The organism is Methanolobus sediminis, assembly GCF_031312595.1.
Classification (GTDB): domain Archaea; phylum Halobacteriota; class Methanosarcinia; order Methanosarcinales; family Methanosarcinaceae; genus Methanolobus; species Methanolobus sediminis.
This window is the reverse complement of sequence record NZ_CP133592.1, coordinates 1543632-1560469: the sequence shown is the minus strand read 5'-3', so window position 1 is coordinate 1560469 and position 16838 is coordinate 1543632. Positions and strand designations below refer to the sequence as shown.

The window sequence follows — 16838 nt, the reverse complement described above, 5'->3', positions numbered from 1 at the left end:
TCTGCATACTTATCAATTCTGATATTAGAGCAAATAATCATTTTAGGAGTTATATAATTTATTTGAAGTATCAGATGAATAAAAATCTACTTTTTGCAGAATCCGCAGAACATACATTACAGTATTACGAGATTATGGATGGATCGTCCCCTCCGTGCCAGCTAAGACGGGGTCGCATACGGATAATATGTGTAGCCTCGGTATTATCATCCACCACAAATGCGATTCCTTTCTCAGAGCCCATTTTCATAATTGAATCTGCGAAATTGTCTTTCATATATGTAGGTCTGACAGATTCAAGGACATTGATATCATCCTGGGATGTGAGCCTGTGACATATAACAAGATCCGATTGCGAAAGTACATCGGGATGGAGAGATGCCGGACGCTGGGTTGCAAGTACAAGTGAAAGGCCGGGTTGCCTTCCCTGTTTCAGCCATTCGTTCAGTAACACATCCGATGCAAGTGTCTCACCCTGTGCAGGAAGGAACTGTTGGGCCTCATCGATGAACATCCAGACCATGGGAATTCCTTTTTCTACGGATTTATCACCCATCATTTTTCTTTCATATGAACGCCGGGCTTCCAGCCTCAGATGATAGATACTCCTGGCGATTGAACTAACAAGTGCAGACCTTAGTGCCTTGCTTCTGATCGTACTGACATCAATCACTGATGTGGAACCACCTTTAACAAGTTCTGCCATTCCTACGCCAGTTTCAGAAAAAATACCCCATGAATCTGCTGTCCTGAAATGATTTTCAACAGCACTTTTAGCAACTGTGTCAGCACGTTCATCTGCCGTTACGGAAGCAATGATGTCTTCAAATGAGAATGACCCTTTGTTTTTCAGCTCATCTATCAATCGTACTATCAGAACTCCGGATGGAGATACCGGGTCTATTCCGAATAGCCTGCACCACTCATAGCCATCCATTTCTGATATTGGTAAGGAAATTGGCTTTACATCGATATGCCTTTCTTTATAGGAAGAAAGACTTCCGGCAGGTACAAAAACATCGACATCAAATATTGTAGGTTCAAGTCCCCATTTGAGTATCTGCTCTTTCTGGCTATCGTTAGCTTTCCCAAGTGTCCAGAAAATACCCATAGTATCAATAACAACTGATGAAACGTTACTCCTTATATCATCCGGAAGCATCATCAGACCTTCCATGAGAACTGCCATTGTGTAGGATTTTCCATAGCCTCTTTTACCTGCAATGAACAATGCATGTGGTTTGTTCACATCCAGCGATACATGTGAACCGGAAGAGCGATCACGTGCAAGATATCTTCCCATGTAAAGAAGAATATCTTCACCGTTTCCACCAAGGATGTACTGCTGCTTTGAAACACCTGCGCTTAAGGAGTCTGACATACAGGAGGGAAAAACATAGTTACAATATATAGTATTTTTGATTTCGTCTTAAAATGTAAAATGCAGCTTTTCAAAAGATTGAAATGAATGTCAAGAGACATTGTAAATTAAAAGTGTGTCAGTATTTTAATTAATAAAGTATATATAGGGACACCAATATGTAGGTGGACGAGGAATCTCCGTCATCACATCATTCCCCTCTGATGCATTGATCCTTTTAATGTATCATACCCCAAACTTCACCCAAACCATCATTATGCGAGGTTCCTCATTTCTTTTCACAAATTTTATCCTGCGTGAGTGAGTATACCCCTCGCCGCCAGAATTCCTGTGGCTGAAGAGTTAATAAGATCACGTGACAGGCCTGCACCGTCGCCTGCAACGAACAGATTTTCAATATTTGTCTGCATGGTCTTGTCCACATCGACCTTCAGGGAATAGAATTTTACTTCCGGAGCATAGAGAAGAGTGCAATCTGAATTGACACCGGGAATTATCTCATTAAGAACTTCAAGGCCTTCCATGATATCCATAACTATCCTGTGAGGCAAAGCCATGGAGATATCACCGGGAGTGATGTCTGTAAGAGTATTCCTGACAGCATTTCTGCTGATACTTTCTGATGTTGACCTCCTGCCCCTTTTAAGGTCACCAAGTCTTTGAAGGACAGGCTTCCCACCACCTATTGTTGTTGCAAGCTTAGCCACTGACCTTGCATATTTAATGGTGTTTTCCATTGGCCTTGTCAGTTCCACATGAACCAGAAAAGCGAAATTGGTATTCTCTGATTCTTTACTATGCATTGAATGACCGTTAGTGGCAACGAAGCCCTCGTACTCTTCCTTCACCACAAATCCATGTTCATTGGTGCAGAATGTCCTGACAAAATCATCGTGACCTTTGGTATAGATATGGAATTTCGGATCATGATTTATCTTTGTTACAGGATCCATGATTATTGAGGGAACTTCAACACGGACACCAATATCAACCCCACTATAAGAGAATTTAATTGAATGGTGTTCCACAAGATCGTTCACCCACTCGTATCCAACTCTTCCAGGTGCAAGCAATGTGTATTTTGAACTTATCCGCCTTTGTTCCAGAACCACTCCTTTACATCTGCCATTATCAACAATTATGTCTTTTACTCTGGATTCCAGCAGAAAGGAAATACCTTTTGACATCAGATCATTCTTCATGTGTTCAATAAGCACAACGGAATTATCAGAGCCAATATGACGTTGCTTGATATCTATGAACCTGGCACCAACTGAGGCTGCTCTGCGCTTCAGCATTTCAGCATCTTCCCCTGTTGCCGAATATGCTTTGGCAGGTGCTCCATATTTAAGGTAGATATTATCTACATAATCCACAAGATCCCATGCAGACCCTGCATCACCTGTCTGTTCTGCAAGATTTCCACCTACATCCGGCCTGAGATTAAGAGTCCCGTCCGAGTAAGCTCCTGCACCTCCCACACCGCATAGAATTGAGCATGGAGTGCAATGACCACATGATGAAATTGATGACACGCTGCAATGCCTTTCATTGATATCCTTGCCGGCATCTACTACAAGAACCTCCAGCCCTTTTCCGGCGAGCTCATAGGCTGCAAACAATCCGGCAGGACCTGCGCCTACGATAATTACGTCATAATCATAGCTTGCGTCAGAAATAGTATCACCCCATGGCCCCAACAAAAGAACCACAGAATGATTGTCGTTGAAAAGATAAAAGTATTATGATAAAATTTTGTCAAGTTGCCCCATGGAAGTTGCAACTTTTATTTCCTGGGCAATTCTCTTACCTGTTGACAGGTCAGGTTCAATAAGATCGGAGTAAGGGGAACCTGACAGGTAGATGTTTGTACCGGCAACTATACGTGCGGATATCTCAAAGACCTTGATCTCAAGTTTGTCCGTGACAACGGTTTCCAGACAGAAAGGACCGATCATACCACCGAACAGTTCAAGTGACTGCTCAACAACCCTTTCTCCCAGATTGAATATTTTAGGAAGAAGTGATTCCCTGGCAACAAGCGGAACATTTCCAGTAACAACATAAGTAGGAAGAATTTCAGCCTCTTCAAGCTCTTTTGGAGAACCAAGCCTGAAAATCTCATCTGCATTGGACTCGACCCTGCGGTCCATACTAAGCATTTCAAGGATACCTGTACTGAGCTTGTAGCCTTCTTCCCTGAGTGGTGAATAGAAGAAATGAAGATAATATCTGGTTCCTACAATGAATTCCTGAATTGTGAACTTTTCATTCGGATCGATATGTTCCTGGAATTCTTCATAGTTCTTGGCGATAAAGAAACCACGTCCGCCTTTTGCACCATGATACTTGACCATTACAGGGCCATCGATTTCCTGTGGTTTGACAAGCCTTGGCATTTCAATACCAGCGCCTTCAAGCCATTCACGTTCCATTTCCCTGTCTGATTCCCATTCAAGAACTGCCCTGTTTCCAAAAGTAGGGACTCCGAGTTCGGCAAAAGCCTTGCCACCCATATACTCTACAAATGAACCATGTGGGATTATAATAGCATTTTTCGCGCGAAGCTCATCAACGATATTCGGAATCTCCTTGTAGCTGTCAACTACAATGAACTCATCCGGTTTTGCAAGAGGAAAAGCATCGTAAAATCTTGGTGGCTCCTTTACACAGATGCCTATGGTCCTGAAACCTTCCTGTCTTGCACCATAGAAGATCTGAAGACTGGAATGAGAACAAACAGTGGCAATGCTCAGATTGTCCAGGTCATAATTCTCAACAATTCCCATTATTTCTTCTTTTGTAATCATAGTGTAATAGCCCCTAGAATTTACCCCATATTGTTCTTGCTATTCTTTAACTTTACGAGTTACACTTTAAAAAGGTATAACTTCAAACGGAATTGAACTTAAAGGAAATAATATAAGTCAACATTCATATACTGGAATTTATGGGAGAGAACGAAGAAAGTACAAGCTCCGAAAAAGTGCTTATTCTTCCTCTAAGTGAGGATTCTAAAAAGATCACACAATTGCTGTCAAATGAAAAAGCAATGAAAATGCTGGAGATACTTGCGGATAGACCAATGTCAGCCAGTGATGTTGCTGAAAAACTTGACCTGCCGCTGACGACTGTGAAATATAATCTTGACGGACTCGTCGAGGCTGACCTCATAAAGGTCAAGGAAACAAAATGGAGCCGCAAGGGCAGGGAGGTAAAGATATACGAACCTGTCCATAAACTGATAGTTGTTGCCCCGGGAAGCATGAAAAATGACAGGTCATCCATCATCAGTATGCTCAAAAAGTATCTAGGACTCATTGCAGGAGCTGTTTTTGCCGCCACGGGACTTGAAGCCCTCAGCAGATACTCCATGTTTTCCTCTGCACCACAGATGGCACAGGACTCTGAAGTAATGACCAAGGCAATGCCGGAGTTTGAAGCAGATGATTTTGCAGGATACGAAGATATCCCGGACACAAATGCATCTGACACTGTGCTCTATGCGCAGACCACCACCGAAGAGATGCCTGTTGATACTCTTACAGAATCTGCTGATATTCCAACTGAATCTGCAGATATGACCTCAATACCATCAGACGGAGTGCAACCTGAAATGTTTGCCTCTGCGGCACCTAACGGAACCGATGCAGGTGCTGACATGATGAGAGAAAGTGCACTGGCAGTAAACCAGACACAGGTTGCACCAATGTCAAATACAGTAACAGACAACGTTACTGCTGCAGGAGGAGCTGTTAGTGATACATTTATGCACGGTTTGCTGTCCCATGTGAGTGTATGGTTCTTCTTTGGATGTATTTTTGTGATTACCATTCTATTTGTAAGAGAAATGTATTATAGAAAAAAGAACATATGAAGCCAGAGTGAATTGTATGAGAGTTGCTCTGAAAATAGCATATGTAGGCACTGGCTATCATGGATCACAGGTCCAGCCGGATGTAGCTACGATAGAAGGCGAGCTGTTCAATGCACTCACACAGCTTGAGATTATCGAAGATCCTAAAAGCGCACGTTTTTCAAGTTCTGGAAGAACGGATGCAGGAGTACATGCAAGAGAACAGGTTGTTGCTTTTGATACCGACAAACCCAATCTTGCAATTCCAAGGGTCATTAATTCCAAATTACCAAATTCCATATGGGCATGGGCACATGCTGAAGTTCCTGACGATTTTGACCCCAGAAGATGGGCCATCAGCCGCAAATACAGATACATAATGAGCGGTGAGCAATATGATATAGCAAAGATCAGGGCTGCTTCAAAACTGCTTGTTGGAGAACATGATTTCGCCAATTTCTGCACAAAGGAAGGAGACAAAAGCACCGTCCGCAATGTGGAAAAGATAGATGTCCGTGTCAGTGGAACCTTAACCAAAATAGATATCCAGGCAAACAGTTTCCTCTGGAACATGGTCAGGAAAATAGTCACCGCCCTTACAATGGTTGGAAGTGGAGTGAGGGATGAAGAATGGCTAATGCAGATGCTAGATCCGGAATCATATGAAGAAGGATTGGAGTCATCACCTGCATACGGCCTGACACTCATGGAAGTGGAATACCTGGAACCTATTGACTGGTGCGAGGATGCTTATGCCATCAGGAGAGCCACAGATAATGTACACGATTATCTGGTGCGACACAGGGTCATGGCTGAAGTAATGGACCATCTAGTTCCAAACGAATAACCCCTTTTTACCTTTTTTAAGAAAATGCGTTGTACTGCAAGCATCCTGAACATAGTTATAGAGTATGAGCTCATCCGCAGGGATGTGAAGAATCCAAGGCTGGAGTTTCGCGGAGGAGAACTATATCTCATTGTTCCAAAATCGTTCATGGAACATGAAATAATAATCCGTAAGCACCGGAGATGGATATATAACCACTATTCCAAAGTGCAGAAAATCCAGGAAGTATCACAGAACATTGAACTTGTAAGCGGCAGGTCAGTGGATGAACTGAAAAGCCTCGTCAATAAATGTGTGATAATTATCGGAAAAGAACTTGAAGTCAAACCTGAAAATGTAAGGTTCAGGAAGATGAGAACTAAATGGGGAAGCTGCAGCTCAAAAGGCAACCTCAATTTCAACACTTTTTTGCAATACCTGCCGGATGAGATGGTAGAGTATATTGTCCATCATGAGATGGTTCATCTCATCGAACTGAACCATAGTCCTAAATTCTGGGATCATGTGAAAAAGCGTTATCCAGATTATAAGGAATCAGAGACAAGGCTTGCAGCCTACTGGACTCTGATACAGCAAAAATGTTAAAATTGTCAGTAGGGCTTTGTTAGTCCTTGCGGATGACAGTAAAAGTCCTTGTAAGACTCTTGTGTACTTTTTGTGTGAACACATCTACAACTGTAAAGCCAGCTTTTTCTGCAAACTCGACGACTTTCATCTCGGAAACTACAACTGCAAGTTTTCCGGTTTTAAGTATACGATACATTTCTGCAAATGAATCAGTATACAGGTGATGAAGAGATTCAGCCCTGATAGCTGCAGACCTGCCATAAGGAGGGTCAGTTACGATTGCATCTACTGATGAATCTTTAAGTGAAACACGACATGCATCACCTACCAGTAATGAATAATCAGCATCATATTCATCTAAGTTCATCTTTGCACCGTGGGATATCTTGCGGCGAACTTCAATACCAATAACATGTGCACCGATGAGACCTGCTTCAACCAGGACACCTGCAGTTCCGCTAAAAGGGTCCAAAAGTACTTCACCTGAACGTATTTGGGATATGTTCACCAATGCCCTTGCAACTCTTGGCATGAGCACACCCGGGTAGAAAAATGGTTTTTTATGTGGCGCACGGTGTTCATAGTCGCCCCTGTCAACAATTGCCACTACCGAACCCAGAACTGCCTTGTTGGTCATTATTAGACGGAAAGTCACATCAGGTTCTTTCATGTTGGCCCTGAAACCTTTACGATATATGCTGCCACCAAGTCTTCCTTCTATGAACTCCCTTTTGACATCACCATGGTGCTTGGCCCTCTTTGCACGAACAACATAGGTCTGGCCTTCTAAAAGGTGTCCTGAAAGATCGGAATTGTCACACATTTCTATTATCTGCTCGGCTTCAACTTCAAATATCCCTACTACTTTCAGAATGTAATGGGACATCGCCAATCTGCCTGCAATAAAACGAAGCTTTGCGTCCACATCCTCGCCTTCAATATCAACTATCAGGCACTGGTCGTAGAATGCATGTTCCCTGTATGTCAGTCCTTCCATTGAAAGACAGGCATAGACCTCTTTTACTGGCAGGACAGCGTGTTCACCGGATAACTCAAAAGCATACAGCATAATAACTGCAATAGAGAATAGAAGTAGTATTTAAAGCGTTTCAGTGAAGATTTAAAAAACAAAAACTAATTGGAAGTTAGTACAAAAGGAAATATCAGAACATCAGTTCTAATGCTTCTTTTCCGGTCATACCTACTTTAATTCCAAGGTTGATGGCTTTCGGGGTTGCCTCGACAACAGGTGCTGCAAGCACATCTTCAAAGCTGTTCACACCCTTGACCTTTACAGCTACGTCCCCAAGAGCAGATGCAGTTTCCATGTCAAGATAACCGCACATCACAAAACCCCTGTCAGCACGAATTACGAGTAATGAAGCATTCTGCATCGCAAAATTCAAACCCATTGCCGTCCCGTTCTCAAGTTCGATATTTTCTATCAGCATAATTTCACCATGGTCTTTTTTAGTATGTATCAGGATAATTGGTGCCATCCAATTTCAATTTTTTAAGTATTTCATCTGAATCAGTGGAAAACAACCTCTCAAAGAAATCCTCAATACGTGTCTTCTTTGATTCTTCGGAAGAAGCATTTGTTGTATCGGCGATTACATTTTCAGCATCATTTCCTTTTTCGACTGCAGGTTTTTCCTCTACAATGGAATACTCAATAGCCACTTCACCTGTGAAGCCAAACTTTCCTTGAATAATAGTTTCTTTTGATGATTCATTTACAGATTCGTTATCAACACCATCAACTGATAAAAGCTTCATCTTTTCTGGCAAGCTTATTGTAACATCGGTTTCCGGCTCACCCTGGAACCAGAGCACAGAACCAGACTCATCGAGTGGAACCCTGAAATCATAATAGACCTCATATTTGTTGACAATATCACGCTCCTCGCCTGTAAGGCCAAGAAGTTCTGGTGATATGTCTGTTTCAACGTCAAGTAAAATGACATTCTTTGAAGAATTGTCAATTTTCACGTCCATATTTTTCTCAATGGCCTGCTTAAAGGATTTGCTCATGGCCACATCAGCTTTCAGCAGTTCCCATGCACTTACAAAACCGTCATCGTCCCCGAATTCCATGTCAACGTATTTTTTGAAAATAATAGACCTGTCACCTGAGTATTTCTCCGTGTACCCCCAGGTCATACTGTCTTTCTGTATATTTATGCTGTTATCCCATTCGTAGGTTGCACTTGCAGGGATGACTAACAATGAAAAAAAAAGAAAGATTAAAGATAAGAAACTCCCGATTCTCAATCAGATCTCTTCCTGATACGTTATTTAGTTGTAACCTGACATCCGTCTTCTGTTACTATAACTGTATGCTCTGCCTGTGAAACCATTCCACCTGCAACTTCTTTAAGTACAGGATATGAATGAACGATTCCTGATCTTTCAAGCTGTATGAGAGCAAAGTCAAGTTGCGGGGTCTTCAACCATCTTTTTGCAAATGGAAGGGTCCTGTATGGAGCGAGTTCCTTAAGAAGAGCTCTTGCGGCTGGTAAACGTACTGGTTTTTTATTCACTACCTGGAAGATCTCAGTTAGTGATCCGTCCACTACCTTCCCTGCACCATCTGTTGCGAAAGGCTCTATGGCAATTATGTCACCTGTACGAAGCACAACTCCACTGGTAACTCTTTTGTTGGGTACACTAGGAGGAGCATGTGGGAGATACTGCGCAAGCCCGTGCCCTGTAAGGTTACCTACAGGTTTCAGGTCATGTGCAAGAATTGCATCCTCAATAGCTGCAGCGATATCTGCTGTGCTCACACCATTTTTAACAGTATCTATTGCAGCATCAAGTGCGTCTTTAGAAGCGTTTACAAGTTCGGTATACTTTCCAGAAAGGTCAATTGTGATTGCAGAGTCTGCAATGTAACCGTCAACATGGACACCGAGGTCAAGTTTTATGACATCTTCACCAAAGACAGTTTCCTCACCTGCAAATGGTGTGGCGTGTGCTGCCTCATCGTTACGGGAAATGTTACATGGAAAAGCTGATCCATCCGCACCGAGTTCTACTGCGCGGTTCTCCACAAACTCAGCGATCTCCAGCAAACTGACACCTACCTTGATCCTGTCCTTTGCCTCACTTCTTACCTGTGAGAGTATCTTTCCTGCTTTGAGATATTTTTCAACTATCTCTTCGATCTCCTTAACTTTGTCAGCCATGTAAAATCTCCTTATAGCAATTTAGTTGGCACTAATATACAAATTTCTTTTCCATCTCGGTCAGGTTCTCATGCCCGTCTGCTGTCACAAGGATCAGGTCTTCAAGACGAATGCCGCCTACATCCGGATAGTATAATCCCGGCTCAATGGTGATGATATTGCCTTCTTCCAGTTCCACGTCACTGTTGCCAACATATGGAAGCTCATGGATCTCAAGACCTACGCCGTGCCCTGTTGAATGAATAAAACCAACAGTTGAACCTTCTCTTATTGTGTCATAGCCTCTTTCCTTAAAAACATCACATACCTTGTTGTGTATGTCGCTGCATTTGACACCTGGTTTTACCATCTCAATCCCAGCTTTCTGAGCTTCAAGAACTGCATCATACATGTCCTTTAACTTATCAGAAGGAGTTCCATGAAGAACTGTGCGGGTCATGTCTGCATAGTATTTTTCCCTCTTACTGCGTGGGAAGATATCTATGACCACAGGTTCATCTGCCTTTAGCGGACCCTCACCTTCCCAGTGAGGATTGGCTGAACCCGTGCCACCTGCAACGATGGTGCTGTCTGCCTCACACCCATGTTCAAGAAGAGTTATATCGATTTCTTTGCGGATCATTTCTGATGTCAGGGCAAAACCACGGTAATTGAGTATGCCTTCCACATTTTCGGATTTGCGGATCATTTCCGCTGCTGCTTTCATTGCGGTGTTGCAGGCATCCTGTACTTTTCTGACAATCTTTATCTCAGATTCATCTTTTTTTGCGCGCAGCTGGGCAAATGGGCTTTTGACTGCCTGTATGCTAAATCCTTCTTCCTTAAGAGTCTGTGCAATATGATATGGGAAATCCCTGGGCACAGCAATATGTCTTGCACCTTCCTTTTGAAGGATCTTAGCGATGCAGTCGCAATAGGCAAGGGCAGGATCCTGTCTTTCCTTCACTTTTGACCTGTAATCACAGCCCTGTAAGGTACGAATGTCAGACACCCTGGATTCGATCTCAGCCCTTCCTTTTTCCATGTCGGAAATAAAGAGTATTTCGCTACCGTCCTTTATCTGAATGTATGTGAACTCGTCAGAAGCGGAAAAACGGGTTGCGTAATAAATATCGGCATTGTTCGAATTCCCTACCATCAGATATGCATCTGACTTGTGGCTTTCCAGCGTTTTGGAAATATTAATGGGAACTGTTGATGAGGTCATGATATAGTATCTAGTAGCTACTAGTACAAAATTGTTATCAAATGTCTGACTGGAAGCTGATAACACATATCCTTACAGGATTTGTTCTTTTTTGACCATATTTCTAGTGCATAATTTGGCATTTAGTCATACATAATTAGGAGTTCTATGAACATAGAATGTGGATATATTCACATTCCGGTTATATACAGCTCCATGAAAAGCAACTATTATGCACAACCCAAATCAGTACGTTTCACAGTTTTCAAATGTCTCTGATTTCCTCAGGGATATCAAGTATATAATACTGTTTTACGTACTCGGTGATTTCCTGACAACAGCTCATGCGCTTAACTATGGATTCGAAGAGAATGGTTTCCTGGCGGCAGTTATGCAGAACTATGGTGTGGGCTCTCTCCTTATACTTAAAATCCTGTTCATTGGAATCGTGTACTGGAATTATACAATCCTGAAGGATGTAGATTCAAAGTGGACAGATCTTTTGTGGAGATTGTCAAGGACGGCTATTGCATTCGTAGGTCTGTTCCTGGTGGTGAACAACCTGATGGTCATATTCATGGAATGCAGCCTTGTACAGATACTCCACACTGTAGCATTATGATGATTAAAACGGAAAAACGTTCTAAAAACGACGCAAAACGGAAAAACGGAAAAACGTTCTAAGAACGATACTAAACGGAAAATCCACCATTTTTATTACTATTCTGTAATTGAACTCTTTTGTCATGCTGTTATGTTGACATAATCCCAGCTAGCAGACCCCGGATAGTACCATTAAAAGATACAACATCAAAACAAATAGTAGTTGGAACTGTGTCGAAACTATTGTATCAAGGCCGAGAAAACACCCATAGACAACATCAAAAGGGCATAAAGAGATACAAGTAAAATTAACCTTACTACCGTGGATTTGCCGGTTTTATCAAACATAACAGTCTACAAAAAGACGGTTGTATTATAAATACATTTCTAACTGTGCAAAAATCATGCCTTTAATGAACATGTAAAGAATGCATGGTAATCAAAAGAAAACTTGACAGGGCAGAGGCGCCATGAACACTTATAATTACAGGAAGTCGTTTTTGAAGTAGCATTTGGAGAACACTAGAATAATCGAAGGCGACCATCCGACCTGTCTGACCCCTAGATAGAATCGATGATATATCAATGTTACGAATACATAGATTTGTAACATTTTGTATGCGTTTTACATATATTATCATAATTATTACTAACAATCCCGGACACCAGCTATAGTAGAAACAAAATGTCCATCCGTATTCAAAATAATATGCAAAAAGAGTATTTCAAAAGAGAATAAAATCAAATATTCGTTACGCCTGCAAAGATCACTATTCCAAAAAGGAGAGCAATGTACAGGATCGCAAGTATCAGCGCTTTAGCAGCAATCAAATTGTTAAAATCGTTCATATGTACCACAATTTAGGTAACATATACATGCTATTTATACGTAGTTAAAATTCAAAAATTATTAAAAATGTTAAATAAAGTTGATTTAATAAAGATAGAATTTAGTAATAAACCAAAACAAAAAGAGAGAATTTACCCGGAAATTCCGGGATTTAGAATTTAACGCCCGAACCGGGATTCGAACCCGGGTCGGAGCCTCGACAGGGCTCCATGATAGGCCTCTACACTATTCGGACATTCACGTTGATTTCGCTTGTGAGCACCCCTAAAAGGCTGCTCTTGTATATAAAGCTTTTTGTGCTTTATTCATGATTTTGAAAGTCCCGCCTCCCAGACTCGAACCGGGGACATCGCGGTGCCTGCGCGTAATGTGACCATGCACATGAATCAAACTACAGCCGCGCACTCTACCAACTGAGTTAAAGCGGGTCTTACAAATCATGCTTCCGCACGACAGTGCCGTGCGATGCAACACTCCAATACGCATAATCATACTTAGCTCTTTCGCCGTAAAACACGTTTGCACCTAAAGAGTATATAAAGAGAAACATCTAAGCCAGCCATAGTAAAAATTTGAAAAACAGAATCAAATAGAAAAAACCTAAAAGAACAAAAATGAAGTTGCCCCGTCACCGCAGGACAGGGGCTCTTCAGGATTAGAAAGTGTCAAGTTCTCCGTTGATGACCATCTTTGTGATCTTGGTGACATCAGCGAGCCACTCATCCATAATGACCTCAACTTCTGACTTAATAGAGTTGAAGTTTGCACCGTCGGCAGGGATGATCTGTGCGCTTGCTACAAATGGCTGGTCTATTGGCTGGCCAATCTGGGAAAGCAGCTTAATGTAAACATCATCAACATCAGGAACTGCCTTTACGATATCCTTTGCCATCTGGGTTGACAGCAGGTTGTATATCTTACCAATGTGGTTAATTGGGTTCTTACCACTGGTTGCTTCCATACTCATTGGCCTGTTAGGAGTGATAAGTCCGTTACAGCGGTTTCCACGTCCTACTGAACCGTCATCACCCATTTCTGCAGAAGTACCGGTAACTGTAAGGAACACTGAATTACACTTTACATTATCTGCTGCATTGACAAATGCCTTTACTGTGCGGTCTGTGCGCTTAAGAGCAAGGTCAGTAACGTAATCCACCATCTCTTCCTTGATGTTCAGGTAGTGGTCCATATCATCGACGTACTTGCCTACCATTCCACAGCAGATAGTAAGCTGAATATCATTGTTGTCCCTCAGACCCATGACCTTGATATCTGTACCAATTCCAGGAATCTTCTTCTTAAGATCTGTTATCAGCATTCTCTCTGAATCGTAAACGATCTGCTCAAGTTCTGAGAAGGGAGCATGCCCTACACCAAAGGAAGTATCGTTTGCAACAGGAACCCTGTCTCTCTGGAAAACATCTCTCAGGTCAGATGAACCTGTACCAAGCTTACAGTCAAGAATTATGTCTCCTTCAAGGTCAATGTCAACAATAGTATTTCTGAGATACTCCTTGGCTGCCCTCAGGGCAACAGCCTCTGCTGGAATCTCTACACCGTTGAATTCTTTGGTTGCCCTTCCTACAAGCAGAGTATAAATTGGCTGGATGACCTCTCCGCCTCCAAACTGAGGGTTTGACCTTCCTGCCACGATCTGAGTCTCATCGGTATTGTGGTGAAGGACCACACCACATTTTTCGATATATTCCTTACACAGTGCACGGCTCATTGCCTCTGCCAGACCGTCTGAGATACTGTCAGGGTGACCTACTCCCTTCCTCTCTACAAGTTCGATCTGCTGTTTTTCCACCGGTGTTTCAATCAGGTGTTCAACTTTGATGTTTCGCATGTTAATCCTCTAGAAATCAATTAAAACAAATAAAAGAAATAAATCAAATTGATTATCTATTCTTCGCTATATCAAGAACCTAATCCATATATAATATTTACCATCCAAAAAATAACCAGCGGTAATAACATTGCACGAAGTAAATTAATTATGGTAAATCTAAGCTCAGCGTGAACTCTATATGCTATAAAAGTCTTTGAAAGAACGTTCAATTGATACTGATTATAATTTCACAGAAGGATCCCCATGATACGTATTGCAATACCTAACAAAGGGCGCTTACATGACCCTACCGTAAACCTCCTTAAAGAGGCAGGCCTGCCTGTACTTGAAGGGGGAACAAGGAAACTTTTTGCTAAAACAACAGACCCTGAGATCACATATCTTTTTGCAAGAGCCGCAGATATCCCGGAATATGTGCAGGACGGTGCCGCAGATGTAGGTATCACAGGTCTTGACCTCATTGATGAGACCGAATCCGATGTAGAGGTCATGCTTGATCTTAAATTCGGTGGTGCAAATCTGGTACTTGCAGTGCCTGAAGAATCTACAATCAGTTCTGCCGCCGAGCTTCAGGGAATGCGTGTTGCAACTGAATTCCCAAACATCACTGCAAAATACTTCAAGAACCTTGGTGTTGATATAGAGGTCATAAAGGTCAGCGGTGCATGTGAAATGACACCACACGTAGGAATTGCCGATGCAATAGTGGACATTTCAAGCTCAGGGACAACTCTTGTAACCAATCATCTCAAAATGATAGAAAAGGTATTCACTTCATCAGTTTACCTCATAGCAAACAAAAAGACAAAAGCTGACAATGAGAAGATCGAACAGATCCAGACAGCTGTTGAAAGTGTGCTCAGGGCAAAGGGCAAACGTTATCTTATGATGAACGTTCCGGAAAGCGAGCTTGAAACAGTTAAGAAAGTACTTCCCGGAATGGCAGGTCCTACAGTAATGAAAGTAGAATCTGATGATTCCATACTTGCTGTACATGCCGTTGTCGATGCGTCTGGTATTTTTGCAACCGTTGGCGAGCTCAAAAAAGCAGGTGCAAAAGATATCCTAGTAGTACCAATTGAAAGAATGATGCCCTAACTGAGGATATATGTCATTCGAAGTGATACCTGCCGTTGATATGAGAAACGGCAAATGCGTACAACTGGTACAGGGTGTTCCCGGAAGCGAAATGGTTTCCATTGACGACCCGGTTGCTGTGGCAAAAGACTGGGTATCCCAGGGTGCAAAGACCCTGCATCTCATAGACCTTGACGGTGCCATTGATGGGAAACGCAGGAATGCACCAATTATAGAGAACATAGTCAAGGAATGCAAGCCTCTTGGAATGAAGATCCAGGTCGGCGGCGGAATCCGTTCTTTTGAAAATGCTGCCGAACTTCTGAACATCGGTGTTGACAGAGTAATACTCAGTACTGCTGCCATCAACAACCCACAGCTTGTAAAAGAGCTTGCTGATGAGTTTGGAAGTGAACACATAAACGTGGCTCTGGATTCCAAGAATGGTAAAGTATCTATTGAAGGCTGGAAAAAAGAATCCGAATTCACAGCCGTAGAAATGGGAATCAAATTTGAGGAGCTTGGCGCAGGAAGTATCCTATTTACTAATATAGATACTGAAGGACTACTTCAGGGAGTCAACACTGCTCCTACCGAAGAACTGGTCAGATCAGTTAACATCCCGGTGATTGCATCTGGTGGCGTAACCAAACTGGAAGATCTCATTGCACTGAAAAATACCGGAGCAAAAGCAGTTGTTGTCGGAAGTGCATTATACACTGGTAAATTCACACTTCCAGAAGCGATAAATATTATCAGTGAAGATTTATAAAGCAGCTAACTATAGAGAGCAAATTCAACAGGTGCACCCATGAGAAAAGCAGAGATTTCACGCAAAACCAGCGAAACTGACATCTTCATTGAGCTTAACCTTGACGGAAAAGGTGTTGCAGATATAAGTACAGAAGTAGGGTTTTTTGACCATATGCTGACTGCTTTCACAAAACATGGGAACTTCGACCTCACGGTAAAAGCTACCGGAGACCTCATTGTAGATGACCATCACCTGATTGAAGATACAGGCATAGTTCTTGGGCAGGTGCTGGCGGAGGCACTTGGAAACAAGGCAGGTATTGCAAGATTTGGAGAAGCACGCATTCCTATGGATGAAGCACTTGCAACCGTTGCACTGGACCTTGGAGGACGCAGCTATCTTGTAGTAGATGCAGAGTTCAAAGCTCCTAAAGTTGGTGAGTTCAGCACCCAGATGGTAGACCACTTCTTCGAAGCTGTTGCCCAGAATGCAAAAATGAATATGCATGCTCATGTTTATGGTGACAACGATCACCACAAAATAGAAGCACTCTTCAAAGCCTTCGCTTATGCTCTCAGAAGAGCAGTGATTGTAGAAGGAAACGAGATCAAAAGCACCAAAGGAGTGCTTTGATCCATTACTTAGATTTTAATAAAAATAATTGATTTTACAAT

The 16838-nt window shown here is 42.2% G+C and carries 16 protein-coding genes and 2 tRNA genes; 7 read left to right on the top strand and 11 right to left on the bottom strand.

Annotated features, from left to right (window positions below):
• Window positions 1-124: 124 nt before the first annotated feature.
• The 3 genes from RE474_RS07480 to RE474_RS07470 form a co-directional block, all read right to left on the bottom strand.
• Window positions 125-1381, bottom strand: coding sequence for an ATP-binding protein (locus tag RE474_RS07480; protein ID WP_309309762.1), 1257 nt, complete (start codon window positions 1379-1381; stop codon window positions 125-127).
• Between the two features lie 287 nt (window positions 1382-1668).
• Window positions 1669-3081: an NAD(P)/FAD-dependent oxidoreductase gene (locus tag RE474_RS07475; RefSeq protein WP_309309761.1), complete on the bottom strand. Its 1413-nt coding sequence runs from the start codon at window positions 3079-3081 to the stop codon at window positions 1669-1671.
• A 42-nt stretch (window positions 3082-3123) separates the two neighbouring features.
• Window positions 3124-4191: a formate--phosphoribosylaminoimidazolecarboxamide ligase gene (locus RE474_RS07470; RefSeq protein WP_309309760.1), complete on the bottom strand. Its 1068-nt coding sequence runs from the start codon at window positions 4189-4191 to the stop codon at window positions 3124-3126.
• Window positions 4192-4331: 140 nt separating this feature from the next.
• Between RE474_RS07470 and RE474_RS07465 the strand changes: the two genes are divergently transcribed.
• The 3 genes from RE474_RS07465 to RE474_RS07455 are packed head-to-tail and all read left to right on the top strand — an operon-like array spanning window position 4332 to window position 6669.
• The gene (locus RE474_RS07465; RefSeq protein ID WP_309309759.1) at window positions 4332-5258 is read left to right on the top strand and encodes an ArsR/SmtB family transcription factor; all 927 of its coding nucleotides are present in this window, start codon (window positions 4332-4334) and stop codon (window positions 5256-5258) included.
• Window positions 5259-5274: 16 nt separating this feature from the next.
• On the top strand, window positions 5275-6084 hold the full coding sequence (gene truA / locus RE474_RS07460; protein ID WP_309309758.1) for a tRNA pseudouridine(38-40) synthase TruA: 810 nt from the start codon (window positions 5275-5277) through the stop codon (window positions 6082-6084).
• Between the two features lie 24 nt (window positions 6085-6108).
• Window positions 6109-6669, top strand: a complete 561-nt coding sequence (locus tag RE474_RS07455) for a M48 family metallopeptidase (protein ID WP_309309757.1) — start codon at window positions 6109-6111, stop codon at window positions 6667-6669.
• 19 nt (window positions 6670-6688) lie between these two features.
• On the opposite strand, the gene RE474_RS07450 is transcribed toward RE474_RS07455, so the two are convergent.
• The 5 genes from RE474_RS07450 to RE474_RS07430 form a co-directional block, all read right to left on the bottom strand.
• Window positions 6689-7720, bottom strand: a complete 1032-nt coding sequence (locus RE474_RS07450; protein ID WP_309309756.1) for a methyltransferase domain-containing protein — start codon at window positions 7718-7720, stop codon at window positions 6689-6691.
• 94 nt (window positions 7721-7814) lie between these two features.
• On the bottom strand, window positions 7815-8102 hold the full coding sequence (locus tag RE474_RS07445) for a YunC family protein (protein WP_309309755.1): 288 nt from the start codon (window positions 8100-8102) through the stop codon (window positions 7815-7817).
• A 19-nt stretch (window positions 8103-8121) separates the two neighbouring features.
• The gene (locus tag RE474_RS07440; RefSeq protein ID WP_309309754.1) at window positions 8122-8880 is read right to left on the bottom strand and encodes a hypothetical protein; all 759 of its coding nucleotides are present in this window, start codon (window positions 8878-8880) and stop codon (window positions 8122-8124) included.
• A 65-nt stretch (window positions 8881-8945) separates the two neighbouring features.
• The gene (gene map / locus RE474_RS07435) at window positions 8946-9842 is read right to left on the bottom strand and encodes a type II methionyl aminopeptidase (RefSeq protein WP_309309753.1); all 897 of its coding nucleotides are present in this window, start codon (window positions 9840-9842) and stop codon (window positions 8946-8948) included.
• 31 nt (window positions 9843-9873) lie between these two features.
• Entirely contained in the window at window positions 9874-11049 is a 1176-nt protein-coding gene (locus RE474_RS07430; RefSeq protein ID WP_309309752.1) for a M24 family metallopeptidase, read from the bottom strand.
• Window positions 11050-11260: 211 nt separating this feature from the next.
• Between RE474_RS07430 and RE474_RS07425 the strand changes: the two genes are divergently transcribed.
• Window positions 11261-11650, top strand: a complete 390-nt coding sequence (locus RE474_RS07425) for a DUF5658 family protein (protein WP_309309751.1) — start codon at window positions 11261-11263, stop codon at window positions 11648-11650.
• Between the two features lie 993 nt (window positions 11651-12643).
• Here the strand turns inward: RE474_RS07425 and RE474_RS07420 are convergent.
• The 3 genes from RE474_RS07420 to RE474_RS07410 form a co-directional block, all read right to left on the bottom strand.
• A tRNA-Asp gene (locus RE474_RS07420) sits at window positions 12644-12716 on the bottom strand.
• A gap of 85 nt (window positions 12717-12801) precedes the next feature.
• Window positions 12802-12909, bottom strand: a tRNA-Tyr gene (locus RE474_RS07415).
• Between the two features lie 227 nt (window positions 12910-13136).
• Window positions 13137-14330, bottom strand: coding sequence for a methionine adenosyltransferase (locus RE474_RS07410; RefSeq protein ID WP_309309750.1), 1194 nt, complete (start codon window positions 14328-14330; stop codon window positions 13137-13139).
• Between the two features lie 246 nt (window positions 14331-14576).
• Between RE474_RS07410 and hisG the strand changes: the two genes are divergently transcribed.
• Genes hisG through hisB form a run of 3 tightly spaced genes read left to right on the top strand, consistent with a single transcriptional unit; the run spans window position 14577 to window position 16797 of the window.
• Complete coding sequence (gene hisG / locus RE474_RS07405; RefSeq protein WP_309309749.1) at window positions 14577-15431, top strand: ATP phosphoribosyltransferase; 855 nt, start codon at window positions 14577-14579, stop codon at window positions 15429-15431.
• A gap of 10 nt (window positions 15432-15441) precedes the next feature.
• Window positions 15442-16182 carry a 1-(5-phosphoribosyl)-5-[(5-phosphoribosylamino)methylideneamino]imidazole-4-carboxamide isomerase gene (hisA, locus tag RE474_RS07400; protein WP_309309748.1) on the top strand — a complete coding sequence of 247 codons (741 nt, stop codon included), beginning with the start codon at window positions 15442-15444 and terminating at the stop codon, window positions 16180-16182.
• 39 nt (window positions 16183-16221) lie between these two features.
• A complete protein-coding gene (gene hisB, locus RE474_RS07395; protein ID WP_309309747.1) occupies window positions 16222-16797 on the top strand; it encodes an imidazoleglycerol-phosphate dehydratase HisB in 576 nt (191 codons plus the stop codon).
• The last annotated feature ends 41 nt before the right edge of the window (window positions 16798-16838 follow it).

Coding starts and splice junctions, on each gene's coding strand:
- hisG (WP_309309749.1), top strand. CDS start 14,577: ATGATACGTATTGCAATACCTAACAAAGGGCGCTTACATGACCCTACC.
- hisB (WP_309309747.1), top strand. CDS start 16,222: ATGAGAAAAGCAGAGATTTCACGCAAAACCAGCGAAACTGACATCTTC.
- RE474_RS07410 (WP_309309750.1), bottom strand. CDS start 14,330: ATGCGAAACATCAAAGTTGAACACCTGATTGAAACACCGGTGGAAAAA.
- map (WP_309309753.1), bottom strand. CDS start 9,842: ATGGCTGACAAAGTTAAGGAGATCGAAGAGATAGTTGAAAAATATCTC.
- RE474_RS07450 (WP_309309756.1), bottom strand. CDS start 7,720: ATGCTGTATGCTTTTGAGTTATCCGGTGAACACGCTGTCCTGCCAGTA.
- truA (WP_309309758.1), top strand. CDS start 5,275: ATGAGAGTTGCTCTGAAAATAGCATATGTAGGCACTGGCTATCATGGA.
- RE474_RS07480 (WP_309309762.1), bottom strand. CDS start 1,381: ATGTCAGACTCCTTAAGCGCAGGTGTTTCAAAGCAGCAGTACATCCTT.
- RE474_RS07455 (WP_309309757.1), top strand. CDS start 6,109: ATGCGTTGTACTGCAAGCATCCTGAACATAGTTATAGAGTATGAGCTC.
- RE474_RS07470 (WP_309309760.1), bottom strand. CDS start 4,191: ATGATTACAAAAGAAGAAATAATGGGAATTGTTGAGAATTATGACCTG.
- RE474_RS07445 (WP_309309755.1), bottom strand. CDS start 8,102: ATGCTGATAGAAAATATCGAACTTGAGAACGGGACGGCAATGGGTTTG.
- hisA (WP_309309748.1), top strand. CDS start 15,442: ATGTCATTCGAAGTGATACCTGCCGTTGATATGAGAAACGGCAAATGC.
- RE474_RS07465 (WP_309309759.1), top strand. CDS start 4,332: ATGGGAGAGAACGAAGAAAGTACAAGCTCCGAAAAAGTGCTTATTCTT.
- RE474_RS07430 (WP_309309752.1), bottom strand. CDS start 11,049: ATGACCTCATCAACAGTTCCCATTAATATTTCCAAAACGCTGGAAAGC.
- RE474_RS07425 (WP_309309751.1), top strand. CDS start 11,261: ATGCACAACCCAAATCAGTACGTTTCACAGTTTTCAAATGTCTCTGAT.